We start from the raw sequence: 19,508 nt of genomic DNA, 5'->3' as shown, positions 1-19,508 counted from the left end.
CTGTCTGTGCCTGGGGTGAGGAAAACCTGTGGGGGAAAAGAGTGTTTATCCACAGCCGATTTATCCACAGATCAGAACCCAGGGTTGTGCATAGCCCACAGGTGCTGTTATCCACAGGGCTTATCAACAGTGCATGAGTGGTGTTCGAGTCGTTTTTTGGCGGATTTACCCTGATAGTGGGTGGCGTCACGTGTGGATAACTGACCGCCCGCCCGGTACAATGGCGGTTTGTTTTTGCCTCATCCGGCTTTCAACTCAGGGGATATCCGTGTCAGTGGAACTTTGGCAGCAGTGCGTGGAGCTTCTGCGCGATGAGCTGCCTGCCCAGCAATTCAACACCTGGATCCGCCCGCTACAGGTCGAAGCCGAAGGCGACGAGTTGCGCGTCTATGCGCCCAACCGCTTCGTGCTCGACTGGGTCAATGAAAAGTACCTTGGCCGCCTGCTCGAACTGCTGGGTGAACAGGGCAGCGGTATCGCTCCCGCCCTTTCCTTATTAATAGGCAGCCGTCGCAGCTCCGCAGCCCGTGCCGCTCCCAACGCCCCTGTCAGTGCCGCCGTCGCGGCAACCCTTGCGCAACAGGCGCAGGTGCAGCAGGCAGCGCCGGTGCTCGAGCCTGTCAGTGCACCTGTGGTGGAGCCGACGCAGGTTGCCGAAGTCGAAGAACCTTCTTCGCGCGACAGCTTCGACAGCATGGCCGAGATCGCGACCGCTCCGGTTGCCAGTGGGCGTACCGAGCAGCGTACGGTGCAGGTCGAGGGTGCCCTGAAGCACACCAGCTACCTGAACCGCACGTTCACTTTCGAAACCTTCGTCGAAGGCAAGTCGAACCAGCTGGCCCGGGCCGCAGCCTGGCAGGTTGCCGACAACCCCAAGCACGGCTACAACCCACTGTTCCTTTATGGTGGCGTCGGCCTGGGTAAGACGCACTTGATGCACGCTGTGGGTAACCACCTGCTGAAGAAGAACCCGAACGCCAAGGTGGTCTACCTGCATTCGGAGCGTTTCGTCGCCGACATGGTCAAGGCGCTGCAGCTGAACGCGATCAACGAATTCAAACGCTTCTACCGTTCGGTCGATGCGTTGCTCATCGATGACATCCAGTTCTTCGCCCGCAAGGAGCGTTCCCAGGAAGAGTTTTTCCACACCTTCAACGCCCTGCTCGAGGGCGGCCAGCAGGTGATCCTCACCAGCGACCGCTACCCGAAGGAGATCGAAGGCCTGGAAGAGCGCCTGAAGTCCCGCTTCGGCTGGGGCCTGACGGTGGCCGTCGAGCCGCCGGAGCTGGAAACCCGCGTGGCGATCCTGATGAAGAAGGCCGACCAGGCCAAGGTCGAGCTGCCGCACGATGCCGCGTTCTTCATCGCCCAGCGTATCCGCTCCAACGTGCGTGAGCTCGAAGGCGCCCTGAAGCGGGTGATTGCCCACTCGCACTTCATGGGCCGCGACATCACCATCGAGCTGATCCGTGAATCGCTCAAGGATCTTTTGGCGCTGCAGGACAAGCTGGTCAGTGTGGATAACATCCAGCGCACCGTGGCCGAGTACTACAAGATCAAGATCTCCGATCTGCTGTCCAAGCGGCGGTCGCGCTCCGTTGCGCGACCACGTCAGGTGGCCATGGCGTTGTCGAAAGAGCTGACCAACCACAGTCTGCCGGAGATCGGTGACATGTTCGGCGGCCGCGACCACACCACCGTTCTGCACGCCTGCCGCAAGATCAACGAATTGAAGGAATCCGACGCGGACATCCGCGAGGACTACAAGAACCTGCTGCGCACGCTGACGACCTGATGGCCGTCTGCGCAGCTAATTGAAGGCAAGGGACTAGACCATGCATTTCACCATTCAACGCGAAGCCCTGTTGAAACCCCTGCAACTGGTCGCAGGCGTCGTCGAGCGCCGCCAGACCTTGCCGGTCCTGTCCAACGTCCTGCTGGTCGTGCAAGGCCAGCAGCTGTCGTTGACCGGTACCGACCTGGAAGTCGAACTGGTTGGCCGCGTCCAGCTGGAAGAGCCTGCGGAGCCGGGCGAGATCACTGTTCCGGCGCGCAAGCTGATGGACATCTGCAAGAGCCTGCCCAGCGATGTGCTGATCGACATCAAGGTCGACGAGCAGAAGCTGCTGGTCAAGGCTGGCCGCAGCCGTTTCACCCTGTCCACCCTGCCGGCCAATGACTTCCCGACCGTGGAGGAAGGCCCAGGCTCGCTGACCTGCAACCTGGAACAGAGCAAGCTGCGCCGCCTGATCGAGCGCACCAGCTTCGCCATGGCCCAGCAGGATGTACGCTATTACCTCAACGGCATGTTGCTGGAAGTGTCCACCGATACCCTGCGCGCCGTCGCCACCGATGGCCACCGTCTGGCGCTGTGCGCCATGCAGGCGGCGATCGGCCAGGCTGAACGCCATCAGGTCATCGTGCCACGCAAGGGTATCCTCGAGCTGGCGCGCCTGCTCACCGATCCGGAAGGCATGGTCAGCATCGTCCTGGGCCAGCATCACATCCGTGCCACCACTGGTGAGTTCACCTTCACCTCCAAGTTGGTTGACGGCAAGTTCCCGGACTATGAGCGCGTCCTGCCCAAGGGCGGCGACAAGCTGGTGATCGGTGACCGCCAGGCGCTGCGCGAGGCGTTCAGCCGTACCGCGATCCTGTCCAACGAGAAGTACCGCGGCATCCGTCTGCAACTGGCCGCCGGCCAGCTGAAGATCCAGGCCAACAACCCGGAGCAGGAAGAAGCGGAAGAAGAGATCAGCGTCGACTATAACGGCAGCTCGTTGGAGATCGGTTTCAACGTCAGCTACCTGCTGGACGTGCTGGGTGTCATGACCACTGAACAGGTTCGCCTGATTCTGTCCGACTCCAACAGCAGCGCCTTGCTGCAGGAAGCCGGCAATGACGACTCGTCCTACGTTGTCATGCCGATGCGTCTGTAAGCCATAGCAGGCGACATGTCCCTTCGACGTCTCTCGGTCACCGCGGTGCGCAACCTGCACCCGGTGACCCTCTCACCCTCCCCCCGCATCAACATCCTTTACGGCGCCAACGGCAGTGGCAAGACCAGCGTGCTCGAAGCCGTGCACCTGCTGGGGCTCGCCCGCTCGTTCCGCAGCACCCGGTTGAACCCGGTGATTCAGTACGAGCAGCCGACCTGTACCGTATTCGGTCAGGTCGAACTGGCCGAAGGTGGTACCAGCAACCTGGGTGTTTCACGGGAGCGGCAGGGTGATTTCACCATCCGTATCGACGGCCAGAATGCGCGCAGTGCCGCGCAACTGGCCGAGATGTTGCCCCTGCAACTGATCAACCCGGACAGTTTCCGCCTGCTTGAAGGTGCGCCCAAGGTGCGCCGGCAGTTTCTCGACTGGGGCGTGTTCCACGTGGAACCTCGTTTCATGGCGACCTGGCAGCGCCTGCAGAAGGCCTTGCGGCAGCGGAACTCATGGCTGCGGCATGGTACACTTGATGCCGTTTCGCAAGCCGCCTGGGATCGGGAGTTATGTCTCGCCAGTGCGGAAATAGATGAATACCGTCGCAACTACATCAAGGCCTTGAAGCCTGTCTTCGAGCGTACCCTGAGCGAGCTGGTCGAACTGGACGGGCTGACCCTGAGCTACTACCGAGGCTGGGACAAGGACCGGGAACTCAACGAAGTCCTCGCAACCTCTCTCCTTCGCGATCAGCAGATGGGCCATACCCAGGCCGGGCCACAGCGTGCTGATCTGCGCCTGCGATTGGGCGCGAACAACGCGGCCGACATCCTCTCGCGCGGGCAGCAGAAGCTGGTGGTCTGTGCCCTGCGCATTGCCCAGGGACATCTGGTCAGCCAGGTTCGTCGCGGTCAGTGTATTTATCTGGTGGATGACCTGCCGTCCGAGTTGGACGAGCAGCACCGCCGCGCCCTGTGCCGCTTGCTTGAAGAATTGAACTGCCAGGTGTTCATCACCTGTGTAGACCACGAATTTCTGAGGGAAGGCTGGCAGACGGAAACGCCAGTCGCCTTGTTCCACGTGGAACAAGGCCGTATCACCCAGACCCACGACCATCGGGAGTGAAGGCATGAGCGAAAATCAAACGTACGACTCCTCCAGCATCAAGGTGCTGAAAGGGCTGGATGCCGTACGCAAGCGTCCCGGCATGTACATTGGCGACACCGATGACGGCAGCGGCCTGCACCACATGGTGTTCGAGGTGGTCGACAACTCGATCGACGAAGCCCTGGCCGGTCACTGCGATGACATCACCGTCATCATTCACCCGGACGAATCCATCAGCGTCCGTGACAACGGCCGTGGCATTCCAGTCGACGTGCATAAAGAAGAAGGCGTTTCCGCAGCCGAGGTCATCATGACCGTCCTGCACGCCGGCGGTAAGTTCGACGACAACTCCTACAAGGTATCCGGCGGTCTGCACGGCGTAGGTGTTTCGGTGGTGAACGCCCTGTCCGAGCAATTGGTGCTCACCGTTCGTCGTAGCGGCAAGATCTGGGAACAGACCTACGTCCATGGTGTGCCACAGGCGCCGATGGCGGTCGTCGGTGAGAGCGAAACCACCGGTACCCACATCCACTTCAAGCCCTCGGCTGAAACCTTCAAGAACATCCACTTCAGCTGGGACATTCTCGCCAAGCGTATCCGCGAGCTGTCGTTCCTGAACTCGGGTGTTGGCATCCTGCTGAAGGACGAGCGCAGCGGCAAGGAAGAGTTCTTCAAGTACGAAGGCGGCCTGCGCGCATTCGTTGAATACCTGAACACCAACAAGACCCCGGTCAATTCCCAGGTCTTCCACTTCAACGTCCAGCGTGACGATGGCGTGGGTGTCGAAGTCGCCCTGCAGTGGAACGACAGCTTCAACGAAAACCTGCTGTGCTTCACCAACAACATTCCCCAGCGCGATGGTGGTACCCACCTGGTCGGTTTCCGTTCCTCGCTGACCCGTAGCCTGAACAGCTACATCGAGCAGGAAGGTCTGGCGAAGAAGAACAAGGTCGCCACCACCGGTGACGACGCCCGTGAAGGTCTGACCGCGATCATCTCGGTCAAGGTGCCGGATCCGAAGTTCAGCTCGCAGACCAAGGACAAGCTGGTTTCCTCGGAGGTGAAGACCGCCGTGGAACAGGAGATGAACAAGTACTTCGCCGACTTCCTGTTGGAGAACCCCAACGAAGCCAAGGCCGTGGTCGGCAAGATGATCGACGCTGCCCGTGCCCGTGAAGCGGCGCGTAAAGCCCGTGAGATGACGCGCCGCAAAGGCGCGCTGGACATCGCTGGCCTGCCGGGCAAACTGGCCGACTGCCAGGAGAAGGACCCTGCCCTTTCCGAACTGTACCTGGTGGAGGGTGACTCCGCAGGTGGTTCGGCCAAGCAAGGCCGTAACCGCCGCACCCAGGCGATCCTGCCGCTCAAGGGCAAGATCCTCAACGTCGAGAAAGCGCGCTTCGATAAGATGATCTCTTCTCAGGAGGTCGGCACGCTGATCACCGCACTGGGTTGTGGCATCGGCCGCGAAGAGTACAACATCGACAAGCTGCGTTATCACAACATCATCATCATGACCGATGCTGACGTCGACGGTTCGCACATCCGTACCCTGCTGCTGACCTTCTTCTTCCGGCAGCTGCCGGAGCTGGTCGAGCGTGGCTACATCTATATCGCCCAGCCACCGCTGTACAAGGTGAAGAAAGGCAAGCAGGAGCAGTACATCAAGGACGACGAGGCCATGGAAGAATACATGACCCAGTCGGCCCTTGAGGATGCCAGCCTGCACCTGGACGAAGCTGCGCCAGCCGTCTCCGGTGTTCAGCTGCAAGCCCTAGTAAATGAATTCCGCGGTGTGATGAAGACGTTGAAGCGTCTGTCGCGTCTGTACCCGGAAGAGCTGACCGAGCACTTCATCTACCTGAATAAGGTTTCCCTCGAGCAACTGGCCAACAAGGCGCAGATGGACGATTGGCTGAAGGCGTTCCAGCAGCGCCTGGATAACAGCCAGCGCTCCGGTCTGGTTTATAAAGCCGACTTGCATGAGGACAAGGAGCGCAACCTCTGGCTGCCTGTCGTTGAAACGACATCCCATGGTTTGGCCAGCTATGTCACCTTCAACCGTGACTTCTTCGGCAGCAATGACTACAAGACTGTCGTTGCCCTGGGTGAAAAGCTGGGTACCTTGCTGGGCGACGGCGCCTATGTTCAGCGTGGCGAACGTCGCAAGGCAGTTACCGAGTTCAAGGAAGCCCTCGACTGGCTGATGAACGAAAGCACCAAGCGCCACACCATCCAGCGATACAAAGGGCTGGGTGAGATGAACCCGGACCAGCTGTGGGAAACCACCATGGATCCGACCGTGCGCCGCATGCTCAAGGTGACCATCGAGGACGCCATCGCCGCCGATCAGCTGTTCAACACCCTGATGGGTGATGCGGTCGAACCGCGTCGCGACTTCATTGAAAGCAATGCGCTGTCGGTGTCCAACCTGGACTTCTGATCTTTCGGTCGGACACGCAAAAGAAAAAAGCCAATACGCGAGTATTGGCTTTTTTTTTGAATCAGCAGGTATGACTGATATTCAGGCAACTTTCGCCTGAACGGTGAACAGGCTCGCTCCCAGCGCCACGAACGAGGCGCCGAACAGCCGGTTCATCAACCGCGCACGGTTCGGCGAGGCGAGCTTGCGACGCAGCACCTGGGCCAGGGTCACATAGAAGGCGTGGGAGACGATCGAGCAGGCCGCGAAGGTCAGTACGAGAATGCCCAGCTGCACGGTCGAATCACTGCCCGGACGGATGAACTGCGGCAGGAACGCTGCGAAGAACAGGATCGCCTTGGGGTTGGTCAGCGCCACCGTCACGCCGTTGAGCATCAGCCTGTTATTGGTGGAGGCGCGCCCGGCCGGCTGGTCGAGTTTGTCGAAGGCGCTGGTGCGGCTCCTCCACTGCTTGACGCCCAGGTAGATCAGGTAGCTCGCGCCGAGCACCTTGAGTAGCAGTAAGGCGGTGGCGGACGCCTGTAGCACCACCCCCAACCCGGCACTGGTGGCGGCCGAGATTGCCAGCAAGCCGAAGGCGTTGCCGATCGAGCCGAGCATCGCCCGTCGCGGTCCGTAGGCCACCGAGTTGGACAGCGCCATGATGACCCCGGGACCTGGGGTCAGGGTAACCAGCATGGCGACGACGACAAAACCGAACCATTCGTGAAGCGACATCCTTGTACATCTCCTGGGGAACACCACATAGATTCGACGGACTGTAACAGATAGTTGCCCTGCTCATGAATGGCCGGCACCGCTTGCGATTACCGGCGGTCTTTACAGGTCCAGCACCAGGCGAGGCGACTTGCAACCCGACACGCAGATCATCATCGTCTTCCCTGCTTCCTGCTCGTGAGGGCTGAGCACGAAGTCGCGGTGGTCGGGCGTGCCTTCCAGCACAGTGGTTTCGCAGGAGCCGCACACCCCTTCCCGGCAGCTGAACGAGACCAGATGACCTGCGTCGAGCAGCGTGTCGATCAGGCTGCCGCGCCCGGGTCGAAACTCGCCAGCGCGCTGGGCCGCGGCACCCTCAATTTCCCGGCATTGGTCGATGCGATGCAGTACACCGGCTGGAAAGGGATGGTCGGTTTTGAAACCCGGGGCGGCACCCTGATGGGCGGTGTCAGTCACCTCAACCAGTTGGTGGCGGCTTCGACCCACTGATCAGCGAGACGCGAGGCACAGCCTCTCGTAAAACACGCGCACGGCAGCTAATCTGGCTGCCGTGCGTGTCTTCGTGCCAAGGAATCGCCATGACCGAACAATCGCTACCTACAGTCCAGGACGTGCAAGCCGCAGCCGATCGCCTGCAAGGCCATGTCCACCGTACTCCTGTGTTCACCTCCTCCACCCTCGACGCCCGGGTTGATGCGCAGGTCTTCTTCAAGTGCGAACAGTTTCAGCGCATGGGCGCCTTCAAGATTCGTGGCGCGCTCAATGCGCTGATGCGGCTCGATCCGGCCAGCCGGCAACGCGGAGTGGTCGCTTATTCGTCTGGCAACCACGCCCAGGGCGTCGCCCTCGCCGCCCGGGAGCTGGGTATGCCGGCGGTGATCGTGATGCCCGCCGACGCCCCTGCGGCAAAACGGGCAGCCACCGAAGGCTACGGTGCCACTGTGGTCGCCTATGACCGCTACCGCGAAGACCGTCTCGCCATCGCCCGTCAGTTGCAGTTGGATCACGGTTACACGCTGATCCCTCCGTTCGATCACCCGGATGTGATCGCCGGGCAAGGCACCGCGGCGCTCGAGCTGTTCGAGGAGACTGGCCCGCTGGACGTATTGCTGGTACCGGTGGGCGGCGGTGGGCTGATTTCCGGCTGTGCCCTGGCGGCGCATTTACGCAGCCCCGACTGCGAAGTGATCGGGGTCGAACCCGAGGCCGGCAACGACGGTCAGCAGTCCTTCCGCACCGGCAAACTGGTGAGCATCGACACGCCAGCGACCCTGGCCGACGGCGCGCAGTCGCAGTCGCTGGGGACGATCACCTTTCCATTGATCCAGCAGCTGGTGAGCGACATGGTCACGGTATCGGACGCGGAGTTGCTGCAGGCCATGGGTTTTCTGGCTGAGCGCATGAACCTGTTGGTCGAGCCCACCGGCTGCCTGGCGGCAGCAGCGGTAGTGAAGCTGCGCGAACGGCTGCGGGGCAAGCGAGTCGGGGTCATCCTCACCGGCGGTAACGTCGACCTGCAGCACTATGCGCGTTTGCTACTCGAAGCCGAGGGCGCCGCGACCCGCTGACAGCAGGTAACGACTCAAATCCTCGGGATGTTTCACGTGGAACATTTACAGCCCGAGGGTTTTGAGTCGCCGATACAGCGTGCGTTCACTCATGCCCAGATGTGCTGCCAGTTCGTTGCGTGATCCTTTGAAGGTTTCCAGGGCGTGCGCCAGGTCGGCCATTTCTTTGCGCCCCCGACTGCGCAAGTGGCCCTGATCTGACATCGGATGGATGTCTTCGGGCAGATGTTCCGGACGAATGAAACCGTCATCGGCAAACAGCCTGGCCCGTTCCAGGATGTTCCTGAGCTCACGAATGTTGCCTGGGAAGGTATGCAGGTTGAGGCACGAGAGTGTTTCGGCGGTAACCTTGGGCGAGTGCTTGCCGGCCATGCGTTGCAGCAGACTCTCACAGAGCAACGGCAAATCCTCGACCCGCTCACGCAGTGATGGCAGGCGAATCGGGAATCCGCTGATGCGGTAATACAGGTCTTCGCGGAACGTCCCCTCGGCAGCCATCTCTTTCAATGGCTTGTGCGTGGCCGAGACCAGGCGAAAATCCGAATGGACCGTACGCGTGCTGCCGACCGGGCGGAAGCTGCCGGACTCGATCAGGCGCAGCAGTTTCACCTGCATCGCCAGCGGTACTTCACCGATCTCATCGAGGAACAGGGTGCCACCGTGAGCGGCTTCGGCCAGGCCGATCTTGCGTTGGGTCGCACCGGTGAAGGCGCCCTTCTCATAGCCGAACAGTTCACTCTCGAACAACGACTCGGTCAGCCCGGTACAGTCCACCACCACCAGGGGACCATTGGCTCGGGGGCTGCCCAGGTGCAAGGCGCGGGCGAACAGCTCCTTGCCCGTGCCCGACTCGCCCTGGAGCAGTACCGGAATCTGCGCAGGGGCTGCACGTTGCAAACTGGCCACGGCGGTCTTGAAAGCTGGCGCCCGGCCAACCAGTCCTTGTTGTTGAGGTTGTGCCGATGCCAGGGTGACGCTGGTCAGGCGTTCGACGAAGGCCACTACCCTGCCCTCGTGATCGAGGATCGGGCGCAGCTCTACATCCACATGTTCCGGCCCTCGCGGGGTGTGATGGATGTGCAGCACGCGCTCCGGCACCTTGCTGTCCAGCGATTTGCGCAGTGGGCAATGTTCCCCGGCCTGGTCGCAGGGCACGGCATAGTGGTGCGAGACCCGGTGGCATTTTTCGCCGATCGGCGCGTGCTCCTCGTTGCCGAACTGGCGACGGTACGCCGCGTTGGCAGCCAGGATGTTGTAGTCGGTGTCCAACACGATACTGGGCAGGACATCGTGTTCGAGGTAGGACACCAGCGCGAGGATCGCGGGATGGGAAGCGGCTAGCATGACAGCACCAGATGAAGGACCTGGCGAGGGTAGCAAGGACTGCCAAACACTGCCATTGGCTGACAGTCGACTGCCAGGAACTGTCACCTTCGGGTCGCTCGAATGGGGGCTGCTGCGCAGCCCATCGCGGCACGAGGCCGCTCCTACGGGGGGAAGGCGTCCTATCTGAAAGGCTGGCATGTATCTTGATAAAGCACCCTCCACTGCCTATGCCTTCAAGGAGGCCCGGTAGATAACTGGAGAGTGCAATGATCATCGGCAACAACCTTCACGTCGAAGCATTCTTCGACAAGGCGACCTGGACCATCAGCTACCTGGTCATGGATGGCGAGACGCGCCAATGCGCGCTGATCGACAGCGTGCTGGACTATGACCCCAAGTCCGGGCGCACCTGCACCGATTCGGCGGACAAGCTGATCGCCCGTGTCGAGGCGCTGGACGCCAAGGTGCAATGGATCCTGGATACCCATGTGCACGCCGACCATCTGTCGGCGGCGGCCTATCTCAAGGAGCGGCTTGGCGGCAGCATCGCGATCGGTGCGCAGATCACCCAGGTGCAGAAAGTCTTCGGCACCTTGTTCAACGCCGAGCCGGGTTTTGCCCGTGACGGCAGCCAGTTCGATGTCCTGTTCGAAGATGAAGAGGGATTTCGCATCGGCAACCTGCATGCCCGTGCCCTGCACACCCCAGGGCATACACCGGCGTGCATGAGCTACATGGTCGAGGACGCAGGTGAGAAGGCCGTGTTCGTCGGCGACACCTTGTTCACCCCCGACTATGGCACCGCCCGTTGCGACTTTCCGGGCGCCAGCGCGCGAACCCTGTACCGGTCGATCCGTCGCCTGCTCGCCTTCCCCGACCAGACCCGGCTGTTCATGTGCCATGACTACCTGCCCGGTGGTCGTGAGCTTTGCTTTGTCACCACCGTGGCCGAGCAACGCGCTAAAAACATCCATATTCATGAGGGCGTCAGTGAAGAGAGTTTTGTGCAGATGCGCGAAGCCCGTGACAAGACCCTCGACATGCCCGTGCTGATCCTGCCGTCGGTGCAGATCAACATGCGCAGCGGGCAATTCCCCGAACCTGAAGCCAACGGTGTGAGCTACCTGAAGATCCCGCTGAACAAGCTGTAAGCCACGCCGTACCCATAACGAGATTTCCAAGGAACACCGCCATGCCTGCCTTGCTGTCCCCTGCCGTTTCCTCCCGTGCCGACCACCACAAGGTGGTGATCGTCGGCGCCGGTGCCGCCGGTATCGCCACCGCCTCCAGCCTGATCGCCCGTGACCCGTCGCTGGATATTGCCTTGATCGACCCTGCCGACGTGCACTACTACCAACCTGGCTGGACCATGGTCGGCGCCGGTGTTTTCAAGGCACCGAGTACCGCCCAGACCATGGCGGCCACCCTGCCCCGTGGCGTGCGCTGGATCAAGGCACGGGTGGAGGGCTTCGACCCTCAGGGGCAGCTGGTGGTGCTCGAGGACGGGCGTGCGGTCAGCTATGAACAGCTGGTGGTCTGCCCGGGATTGAAACTCGACTGGAACGCCATCGAGGGTTTGAGCGAGACCCTCGGACGCAACGGCGTCACCTCCAACTACCGCTACGACCTGGCGCCCTACACCTGGCAACTGGTGCAGAACCTCAAGCAGGGGCGCGCCCTCTTCACCCAGCCGCCGATGCCGATCAAATGCGCCGGTGCGCCGCAGAAGGCGCTGTACCTGTCCTGCGATCACTGGTTGCGCAATGGGCACCTGGGCAATGTCAGGGCCAGCTTCTTCAATGCCGGGGCGGTGCTGTTCGGTGTACCGGACTATGTGCCGGCGCTGATGAGCTACATCGACAAGTACGGCGTGGACCTGAACTATCAGCATCGCCTGACGGCGGTGGATGGTCCGAACAAGCGCGCCACGTTCATCCGTACCCTCCCCGACGGCAGCACCGAGACCCGGGTCGAGGCCTTTGACATGCTGCATGTGGTGCCGCCCCAGGTGGCGCCTGACTTCATCCGCCAGAGCCCGCTGGCCGATGCGGCGGGCTGGGTGGATGTCGATCCCCATACCCTGCGTCATCGCCAGTTCGGCAATGTCCACGCGCTGGGTGACGTGGCCAATACCAGCAACGCCAAGACCGCCGCCGCCGCCCGCAAGCAGGCGCCGGTGGTGGCCAACAATGTGCTGGTGGCACTCGGTCGCCTGTCGACCCTGGCCCAGTACGACGGCTACGGCTCCTGCCCGTTGACGGTCGAGCGCGGCAAGATCGTCCTGGCCGAGTTCACCTATGGCGGCAAGGTCGCGCCGAGCTTCCCGCGCTGGCTGCTCGATGGCCGCAAGCCAACCCGCCTGGCCTGGTTGCTCAAGGCGCAGATCCTGCCGCCGCTGTACTGGAAGGCCATGCTCAAGGGCCGCGAGTGGCTGGCCCGGCCGCAACCTCTGGTGGTCGAGGCGCAGCAGTGATCGAACAGCAACTGCTGGGCGCCGGGCTCGGCGCGATCATTGGCGCGGTGCTGGCCCTGACCGGCGCAGGCGGCGGCATCCTCGCGGTGCCGCTACTGGTGTTCGGCCTGGGGCTGAGCATGGTTGAGGCGGCGCCGATCGGCCTGCTGGCGGTGGGGCTGGCAGCTGCGGTCGGTGCGGTGCTCGGCCTGCGCCAGGGGCTGGTGCGCTACCGGGCGGCCCTGTTTATCGCGGTGATCGGGATTGCCTGTGCGCCCTTCGGGCTTATGCTCGCTCACCGAGTCCCCAATACGCCGTTGGCCTTGGTGTTCGCCGGGGTGCTGGTGTACGCCTGCCTGCGGATCTGGCGCAAGGCGGCGCGTGAGCTGCGTGGCGAGTCACCCTGTGGTGAGCGGGAGATCATGCCCTGTGTGCTTAACCCGCTGCAGGGGCGCTTGCGCTGGACCCTGCCCTGCGCCCGGGCGCTGGCATTCACCGGGATGCTGTCGGGGTTGCTGTCAGGCCTGCTGGGTGTCGGTGGTGGCTTCGTGATCATCCCGGCACTGAACCGCTATACCAACCTGAACATGAAAAGCATCGTCGCCACCTCGCTGGCGGTGATCGCCCTGGTGTCCATCGGCAGCGTGGTCAGCGCCAGCGTGGCGGGGGTGATGCACTGGAGGGTCGGGGCGCCGTTCGCCGTGGGGGCGGTGCTGGGTCTCTTGCTGGCGCGGCCATTGGCGAGCAAGCTGGCCGGCCCTCGTCTGCAGCAGCTGTTCGCCGTGGTGGGCTGTAGCGCTGCGGTACTGCTGGCCGGCAAGGCGCTACTCGGCTAGCAACTCGTCCTGTTCGGCAGCGCACAGCGCCAGCAGGTAGTCCCACAACACCCGCAGGCGTACCGACTTGTGCAGCTCGCGGCGGGTGCAGATCCAGTAGCTGCGCTGGATGGTCTCGCTGGGCAGCACACGCACCAGCTTGGAGTCGTGGCGAGCCATGTAGTTGGGTAGCACGGCAATACCCAGCCCAGCCTGCGCGGCTTGCTGCTGGGCGATCACGCTGGTGCTGCGGAACACCACGTTGGGCGCCCGGCAGAAACTGTTGAGGAACAGCAGCTCCTGGCTGAACAGCAGGTCGTCGACATAGCCGATCCAGCTGTGCCGGGCCAGGTCTTCGCGGCTGTGCAGCGGTGGCGCGCGGTCCAGGTAGTCCTGGCTGGCATACAGGGCCAGGCGATAGTCGGTGAGCTTGCGGGTGATCAGCAGGTCGGCGTTGGGGCGTTCCAGGTGAATGCTGATCTCGGCTTCGCGGTTGAGGATGCTGACGAACCGCGGCACCGCCACCAGTTCCACTTCGAGCCCCGGGTAGCGCTGGAACAAGGCTTTCATGCGCGGGGTGAAGAACATGATGCCGATGCCTTCGGTCACCCCCAGGCGGATCTTGCCCAATGGCGTGATGGCCTGGGTGATTTCTTCCTGCGCCAGCAGGGCGACGTTCTCCATGGCTTCGGCATGCTTGAGCAGGGCCTGGCCGGAAGGCGTGAGTTCGTAACCCTGGGCGTGCTGGACGAACAGCGCGGTGCCCAGGTGCTTTTCGATGCTCTCGATATGCCGGGCCACGGTGCTGTGGGTGGTGTTGAGGCGCTTGGCGGCGGTAAGCAGGCGACCGCTGCGCTGCAACTCGAGGAAAAACCGCAGATCGTTCCAGTCGAACATGCTTGTTCCTTTGGCTGTTCGCGCTGGCCCTTTCGCCGGTAAACCCACTCCCACAGGCTCACCGCCGACCCTGAATTCGGCGATAACCCTGTGGGAGCGGGTTTACCCGCGAAGGGGCCGGCTCAGGTATGGCGCTGTGCTAAAACGCACAACGGCTGCGCGAAATCTCGTGTTTCCTCGGCGAAATTAATCAATAAGATGGATCGGGACAAGAATAATAATCAGGCGCGAGGTTGCACATGCCATCAGCCGATCCTGTCTACGACTATGTGGTCGTGGGTGCCGGTCCCGCCGGTTGCCTGCTGGCCAACCGCTTGTCCGCCGACCCTTCGTGCCGCGTATTGCTGCTCGAGGCGGGTGGCCGCGACAATTATCCCTGGATTCACATCCCCGTCGGTTACCTCTACTGCATCGGCAACCCACGCACCGACTGGTGTCTCAAGACCGAGGCCCAGCCCGGCCTGAACGGTCGCAGCCTGGGTTATCCACGGGGCAAGGTGCTGGGCGGCTGCTCGTCGATCAACGGCATGATCTACATGCGTGGCCAGGCCGCCGACTACGACCGCTGGGCCGAGCAAGGCAATGACGGGTGGGCGTGGAAGGATGTGTTGCCCTTGTTCAAGGCCAGCGAGAACCACTTCGCCGGCTCCAGCGACAGCCACGGCGTCGAGGGGGAATGGCGGGTCGAGAAGCAGCGCTACAGCTGGCCGATCCTCGATGCCTTCCGCGATGCCGCCGAGCAGAGTGGCATTGCCAAGGTCGGCGACTTCAATACGGGTGACAACGCCGGCTGTGGATACTTTCAGGTCAATCAGCGCAGCGGTGTGCGCTGGAACTCGGCCAAGGCGTTTCTCAGGCCCATCCTCAAGCGCCCCAACCTGACAGTGTTGACGGGCGTACAGGTCGACCAGGTGCTGCTCGACAATACCCGCGCCCGGGCGGTGAAGGCCTTGTGGCAAGGTGCCTGGCATGAGTTCGCCGCCCGTCGAGAGATCATCCTGTGCGCGGGCTCCGTGGGCTCGCCCGGCATTCTGCAACGCTCCGGCATCGGCCCACGCAAGCTGCTCGAAGACCTGGGTATCGGTGTACGCCACGATATGCCCGGGGTTGGCGGCAACCTTCAGGACCATCTGCAGTTGCGGTTGATCTACCAGATCCGCAACACCCGCACCCTCAACCAGATGGCCAACAGCCTGTGGGGCAAGCTGGGCATGGGCCTGCGCTACGCCTACGACCGCAGCGGCCCGCTGGCCATGGCGCCGAGCCAGCTGGGCGCCTTCGCCCGTTCAGGCCCCGAGCAGGCAACCGCCAACCTGCAGTACCACGTGCAGCCGTTGTCGCTGGACCGTTTCGGCGAACCGCTGCACCGCTTCCCGGCCTTCACCGCCTCGGTGTGCAACCTGCGCCCGGCGAGCCGTGGGCGCATCGACATCCGCTCGGCGGACATGAATGCCGCGCCGGTGATCGACCCCAACTACCTCAGTGACCCCGAGGACCTGCGCGTCGCCGCCGAGGCCATCCGCCTCACCCGGCGCATCGTCCAGGCCCCTGCCCTGGCGGCGTTCGATCCTCGCGAGTACTTGCCAGGCCCTGCCCTGCAGAGCGACGAAGATCTGCACCAGGCCGCCGCTCAGATCGGCACCACCATCTTCCACCCGGTGGGCACCTGCCGCATGGGCAGCGGCACGCTCGACGTTGTGGATAACCAGCTGCGCGTGCATGGCATCCCAGGCTTGCGCGTGGCCGACGCTTCGATCATGCCGCAGATCGTTTCCGGCAATACCTGTTCACCCACGTTGATGATTGCCGAAAAGGCGGCACAACTGATCCTCAAGGGGGCCAATACCCAGACCAACCTCAGCGACGCCAGCGCGATACCGACGCCCTGACCCGGGTGTTTGCAACAGCGGCGGCTTGTGGTCGCAAGTCGCCGGCAGTGGAACAACAAGAATAATCACTGTGGCCTGCGGGCCGAGGACAGCAACGATGTCGGATTACATCCAGGAACAGGGGGCGGCGGCGAGCAGCCCAAGCCGTCGTGAAGAGCGCAAGATCATTTTCGCGTCATCCCTCGGGACGGTGTTCGAGTGGTATGACTTTTTTCTCTATGGCGCGCTGGCTGCGGTCATCAGCAAGCAGTTCTTCGCGGGGGTCAACGACACCACCGCCTTCATCTTCGCCCTGATGGCCTTCGCCGCCGGCTTCCTGGTGCGCCCGTTCGGCGCGCTGGTGTTCGGCCGGCTGGGCGACATGATCGGGCGCAAGTACACCTTCCTGGTGACCATCGTGCTGATGGGCTTGTCGACCTTCGCGGTGGGGTTGTTGCCGACCTACGCCAGCATCGGCATCGCCGCGCCGATCATCCTGGTAGTGCTGCGCATGCTCCAGGGATTGGCGCTGGGCGGTGAATACGGTGGTGCGGCCACCTATGTCGCCGAACACGCGCCTCATGGCAAACGTGGCTTCCACACCGGCTTCATCCAATCCACTGCCACACTGGGCCTGCTGTTGTCGCTGACCGTCGTCCTGGCCAGCCGCTATATCAGTGGCGACCAGTTCGAAACCTGGGGCTGGCGCCTGCCGTTCCTGCTGTCGATCGTGCTGCTGGCGATTTCCACCTGGATCCGCATGAGCATGCACGAGTCGCCGGCCTTCGTGAAAATGAAGGCCCAGGGCAAGGTGAGCAAATCGCCGATCCGTGAGTCGTTCACCTCGTGGCCCAACCTCAAGGTGGTGCTCACCGCGCTGTTCAGTATCAACGCCGGGCAGGCGGTGACCTTCTACACCGCGCAGTTCTACGTGCTGTTCTTCATGACCCAGATGCTCAAGATGGACCCGGCCCAGGCCAACACCCTGCTGATCATCAGCGTGGTGATCGGTGCGCCGTTCTTCGTGTTCTTCGGCTGGCTGTCGGACCGGGTCGGGCGCAAGCCGATCCTGATGCTTGGCCTTTTGCTGGCGACGGTGTTGTACTTCCCGCTGTTCAAGGCCCTGAGCCATTACGCCAATCCGCAGATCGACGCTGCCAGTCGCCAGGCGCCGATCGTCGTCACCGCCGATCCCAAGGGCTGCACCTTCCAGTTCGACCCGGTGGGCAAGGCACGCTTCGACAGCCCGTGCGACAAGGTCAAGACGTTCCTGGTCAAGCAGGGGCTGCCCTACAGTTCGGTGAATGTCGCTGGCAGCGAGGTGATCGTCAGCATCGGCGACAAGACCATCAATGGCTTCGACGAGACGGCCATGCGCAGTGCCATCGATAGCGCCGGCTACCCGGCCAAGGCGGATCCTGCGCATGTGAACCAGGTGATGGTGGTGGTGCTCATCGTCGCCATGATCCTGATCGCCACCATGACCTACGGGCCGTTGGCGGCGGTTATGGTCGAACTGTTCCCGACGCGTATCCGCTACACCTCGATGTCCCTGCCCTACCACATCGGCAACGGCTGGTTCGGTGGTTTCCTGCCGACGGTGTCGTTCGCGTTGGTGGTGTACACCGGGGATATCTTCTATGGGCTGTGGTACCCGGTGCTGATCACCGGGGTGAGCCTGGTGGTGGGGATCTTCTGCCTGAAAGAGACTCGGGATGTGGATATCGACAAGGTTTAGGCAGTACAGATGACACGACGTGGGAGCGGGCTTGCCCCGCGATACCGGCGCAGCCGGTGCCATCCATCGCGGGGCAAGCCCGCTCCCACGTACTCGCTATGCCACCATCAAACGAGCACAAAAAAACCGGCGTAAAAGCCGGTTTTTTTATCGCGGGAAAAAACTTATGCACGATTTTCGAAAAAACGTCATACATGGAAATAAATATCTAATTCAATAACTTAGCTATGTTTGGAGACGCTTAATCCAAAAATTGCTAACACGTTATCCACAGATCGTCAGGCAGGCTGCTGCTCGGGTTTTTCCGCCGCGGGCGGCAGCGAACCCATGGCGCGTTGGGCCGCCTCGTTCCATGCCTGGGCTCGGTCGTTGAGCTCAGCGATGGCTCGCGGACCTGTCCCCTCCGGGTACATCGGCTCGCCAATCACCACCTCGATGGTGCCCGGGCGCTTGCCCCAGCCTTCACGCGGCCAGAACTTGCCGGCATTGTGGGCGATCGGCAGCACCGGCAGGCCTGCGTTCACCGCCAATGCGGTACCACCACGGGAGAACTTGCCGATCTGACCGTGCGGCACGCGGGTGCCTTCGGGGAAGATCAACACCCAGGTGCCCTGCTTGAGCAGCTCGTCGCCCTGGCTGGCAACCTGGCGCAGGGCCTCCTTCGGGTTCTTCCGGTCGATGGCGATCGGTCGCAGCATGGCCATGGCCCAGCCGAAGAACGGCACATACAGCAGCTCGCGCTTGAGCACCTGGCTCAGCGGCGAGAAATACGCCGACAGGAAGAACGTCTCCCAGGTGCTCTGGTGGTTGGACAGGATCACGCAAGGTACCTCAGGCACGTTCTCGGCGCCGGTGATCTTGTAGTCGATCCGCAGGATCGTCCGTACCAGGAACAGCGCGCAGCGGCACCAGTAGACGTTGATGAACCGGTAGCGCTTGGGGAACGGCAGGAAAGGCGCGACAAAGAAGCTCAGCGAGCACCACAGCAGCGAACTGGTGCCCAACAGCAGGTAAAAAAGAAAGATTCTGATCGCCTGCAGGATCGACATAGTGGCATGTACCGTTGCGGGGCGTGCCCGCCTAATGAAAAGTGCGCCGTTCCTGGCGCACTCATTTAAATAAGTTCTCTGGCGATGGCTGCCAGATCGTCGAAAATCAGTGTAGTTTGCGGGACACCTTTTTCCAGGGTCCTTTCACCCTTGCCGGTTTTCACCAACACGGGTTGTGCATCGACGGCCAGGGCCGCCTCCAGGTCACCTTTGCTGTCACCGACGAACCATACGTCGGCCAGCGGTACCTGGTAGTGCTCGGCAATGGTCCGCAGCATGCCAGGCTTGGGCTTGCGGCAGTCGCAGCCCTCGTCCGGGCCGTGCGGACAATGCACGATCAGGCCAACTTCGCCGCCCTGCTCGGCCACCAGCGCGCGCAGGCGTGCATGCATGGCCTCGAGGGTTTCCAGCGGGTAGTAGCCGCGGGCAATGCCGGACTGGTTGGTGGCAACCGCCACCGTCCAGCCCGCCTTGCTCAACTGCGCGATGGCCTCGATCGAGCCGGGAATGGGGATCCACTCCTCCAGCGACTTGATGTAGGCGTCGGAGTCGTGGTTGATCACTCCGTCTCGATCAAGAATCAGCAGTTTCAACG

The 19,508-nt window shown here is 62.3% G+C and carries 16 protein-coding genes and 1 pseudogene; 11 read left to right on the top strand and 6 right to left on the bottom strand.

Going from position 1 to position 19,508, the window contains the following annotated elements; translation table 11 throughout:
- The first annotated feature begins 268 nt into the window (after nt 1-268).
- Genes dnaA through gyrB form a run of 4 tightly spaced genes read left to right on the top strand, consistent with a single transcriptional unit; the run spans nt 269 to nt 6,483 of the window.
- The gene (dnaA, locus tag NMG10_RS06015) at nt 269-1,795 is read left to right on the top strand and encodes a chromosomal replication initiator protein DnaA (RefSeq protein ID WP_232855433.1); all 1,527 of its coding nucleotides are present in this window, start codon (nt 269-271) and stop codon (nt 1,793-1,795) included.
- A 40-nt stretch (nt 1,796-1,835) separates the two neighbouring features.
- Nucleotides 1,836-2,939, top strand: a complete 1,104-nt coding sequence (dnaN, locus tag NMG10_RS06010; RefSeq protein WP_234560797.1) for a DNA polymerase III subunit beta — start codon at nt 1,836-1,838, stop codon at nt 2,937-2,939.
- 15 nt (nt 2,940-2,954) lie between these two features.
- Nucleotides 2,955-4,058, top strand: coding sequence for a DNA replication/repair protein RecF (gene recF / locus NMG10_RS06005; protein WP_028690032.1), 1,104 nt, complete (start codon nt 2,955-2,957; stop codon nt 4,056-4,058).
- 4 nt (nt 4,059-4,062) lie between these two features.
- Nucleotides 4,063-6,483 (top strand): DNA topoisomerase (ATP-hydrolyzing) subunit B, encoded by a 2,421-nt coding sequence (gyrB, locus tag NMG10_RS06000; protein WP_232855434.1) that lies wholly within the window; start codon nt 4,063-4,065, stop codon nt 6,481-6,483.
- An 81-nt stretch (nt 6,484-6,564) separates the two neighbouring features.
- On the opposite strand, the gene NMG10_RS05995 is transcribed toward gyrB, so the two are convergent.
- Both NMG10_RS05995 and NMG10_RS05990 read right to left on the bottom strand, forming a co-directional pair.
- Nucleotides 6,565-7,200 (bottom strand): LysE family translocator, encoded by a 636-nt coding sequence (locus NMG10_RS05995; RefSeq protein WP_232855435.1) that lies wholly within the window; start codon nt 7,198-7,200, stop codon nt 6,565-6,567.
- Between the two features lie 102 nt (nt 7,201-7,302).
- Nucleotides 7,303-7,518: pseudogene (locus NMG10_RS05990) on the bottom strand (2Fe-2S iron-sulfur cluster-binding protein); the annotation flags it as partial.
- On the opposite strand from NMG10_RS05990, the gene NMG10_RS05985 reads away from it, so the two are divergent.
- The gene (locus NMG10_RS05985; RefSeq protein ID WP_232855501.1) at nt 7,477-7,689 is read left to right on the top strand and encodes a hypothetical protein; all 213 of its coding nucleotides are present in this window, start codon (nt 7,477-7,479) and stop codon (nt 7,687-7,689) included. The pseudogene NMG10_RS05990 and the gene NMG10_RS05985 sit on opposite strands and share 42 nt — an antisense overlap.
- Nucleotides 7,690-7,778: 89 nt before the next feature.
- Nucleotides 7,779-8,768 carry a threo-3-hydroxy-L-aspartate ammonia-lyase gene (locus NMG10_RS05980; protein ID WP_203649241.1) on the top strand — a complete coding sequence of 330 codons (990 nt, stop codon included), beginning with the start codon at nt 7,779-7,781 and terminating at the stop codon, nt 8,766-8,768.
- 45 nt (nt 8,769-8,813) lie between these two features.
- On the opposite strand, the gene NMG10_RS05975 is transcribed toward NMG10_RS05980, so the two are convergent.
- A complete protein-coding gene (locus tag NMG10_RS05975) occupies nt 8,814-10,112 on the bottom strand; it encodes a sigma-54-dependent Fis family transcriptional regulator (protein ID WP_232855436.1) in 1,299 nt (432 codons plus the stop codon).
- Nucleotides 10,113-10,360: 248 nt separating this feature from the next.
- On the opposite strand from NMG10_RS05975, the gene NMG10_RS05970 reads away from it, so the two are divergent.
- From NMG10_RS05970 to NMG10_RS05960, 3 genes are read left to right on the top strand one after another with little or no spacing between them, the layout of a single operon-like run.
- Entirely contained in the window at nt 10,361-11,245 is an 885-nt protein-coding gene (locus NMG10_RS05970) for an MBL fold metallo-hydrolase (protein WP_254463962.1), read from the top strand.
- Between the two features lie 41 nt (nt 11,246-11,286).
- The gene (locus tag NMG10_RS05965; RefSeq protein WP_254463961.1) at nt 11,287-12,567 is read left to right on the top strand and encodes an FAD/NAD(P)-binding oxidoreductase; all 1,281 of its coding nucleotides are present in this window, start codon (nt 11,287-11,289) and stop codon (nt 12,565-12,567) included.
- Entirely contained in the window at nt 12,564-13,382 is an 819-nt protein-coding gene (locus NMG10_RS05960; RefSeq protein ID WP_254463960.1) for a sulfite exporter TauE/SafE family protein, read from the top strand. Before NMG10_RS05965 ends, NMG10_RS05960 begins: the two co-directional genes overlap by 4 nt.
- Here the strand turns inward: NMG10_RS05960 and NMG10_RS05955 are convergent.
- Complete coding sequence (locus NMG10_RS05955; RefSeq protein WP_254463959.1) at nt 13,371-14,258, bottom strand: LysR family transcriptional regulator; 888 nt, start codon at nt 14,256-14,258, stop codon at nt 13,371-13,373. The genes NMG10_RS05960 and NMG10_RS05955 overlap by 12 nt on opposite strands.
- A 239-nt stretch (nt 14,259-14,497) precedes the next feature.
- On the opposite strand from NMG10_RS05955, the gene NMG10_RS05950 reads away from it, so the two are divergent.
- Together NMG10_RS05950 and NMG10_RS05945 are read left to right on the top strand one after the other, a co-directional pair.
- A complete protein-coding gene (locus NMG10_RS05950; protein ID WP_254463958.1) occupies nt 14,498-16,147 on the top strand; it encodes a GMC family oxidoreductase in 1,650 nt (549 codons plus the stop codon).
- A gap of 97 nt (nt 16,148-16,244) precedes the next feature.
- Nucleotides 16,245-17,864: an MFS transporter gene (locus tag NMG10_RS05945; protein WP_254463957.1), complete on the top strand. Its 1,620-nt coding sequence runs from the start codon at nt 16,245-16,247 to the stop codon at nt 17,862-17,864.
- Nucleotides 17,865-18,142: 278 nt separating this feature from the next.
- On the opposite strand, the gene NMG10_RS05940 is transcribed toward NMG10_RS05945, so the two are convergent.
- Nucleotides 18,143-18,913: a 1-acyl-sn-glycerol-3-phosphate acyltransferase gene (locus tag NMG10_RS05940; protein WP_203649224.1), complete on the bottom strand. Its 771-nt coding sequence runs from the start codon at nt 18,911-18,913 to the stop codon at nt 18,143-18,145.
- Nucleotides 18,914-18,978: 65 nt separating this feature from the next.
- The gene (gmhB, locus tag NMG10_RS05935) at nt 18,979-19,506 is read right to left on the bottom strand and encodes a D-glycero-beta-D-manno-heptose 1,7-bisphosphate 7-phosphatase (protein WP_254463956.1); all 528 of its coding nucleotides are present in this window, start codon (nt 19,504-19,506) and stop codon (nt 18,979-18,981) included.
- Between the last annotated feature and the right edge of the window lie 2 nt (nt 19,507-19,508).

The sequence above is a fragment of the Pseudomonas sp. DVZ6 genome, assembly GCF_024259445.1.
GTDB lineage: Bacteria > Pseudomonadota > Gammaproteobacteria > Pseudomonadales > Pseudomonadaceae > Aquipseudomonas > Aquipseudomonas peradeniyensis.
The sequence above is the reverse complement of the archived record's forward strand: the minus strand, read 5'-3'. Positions and strand labels throughout refer to the sequence as shown.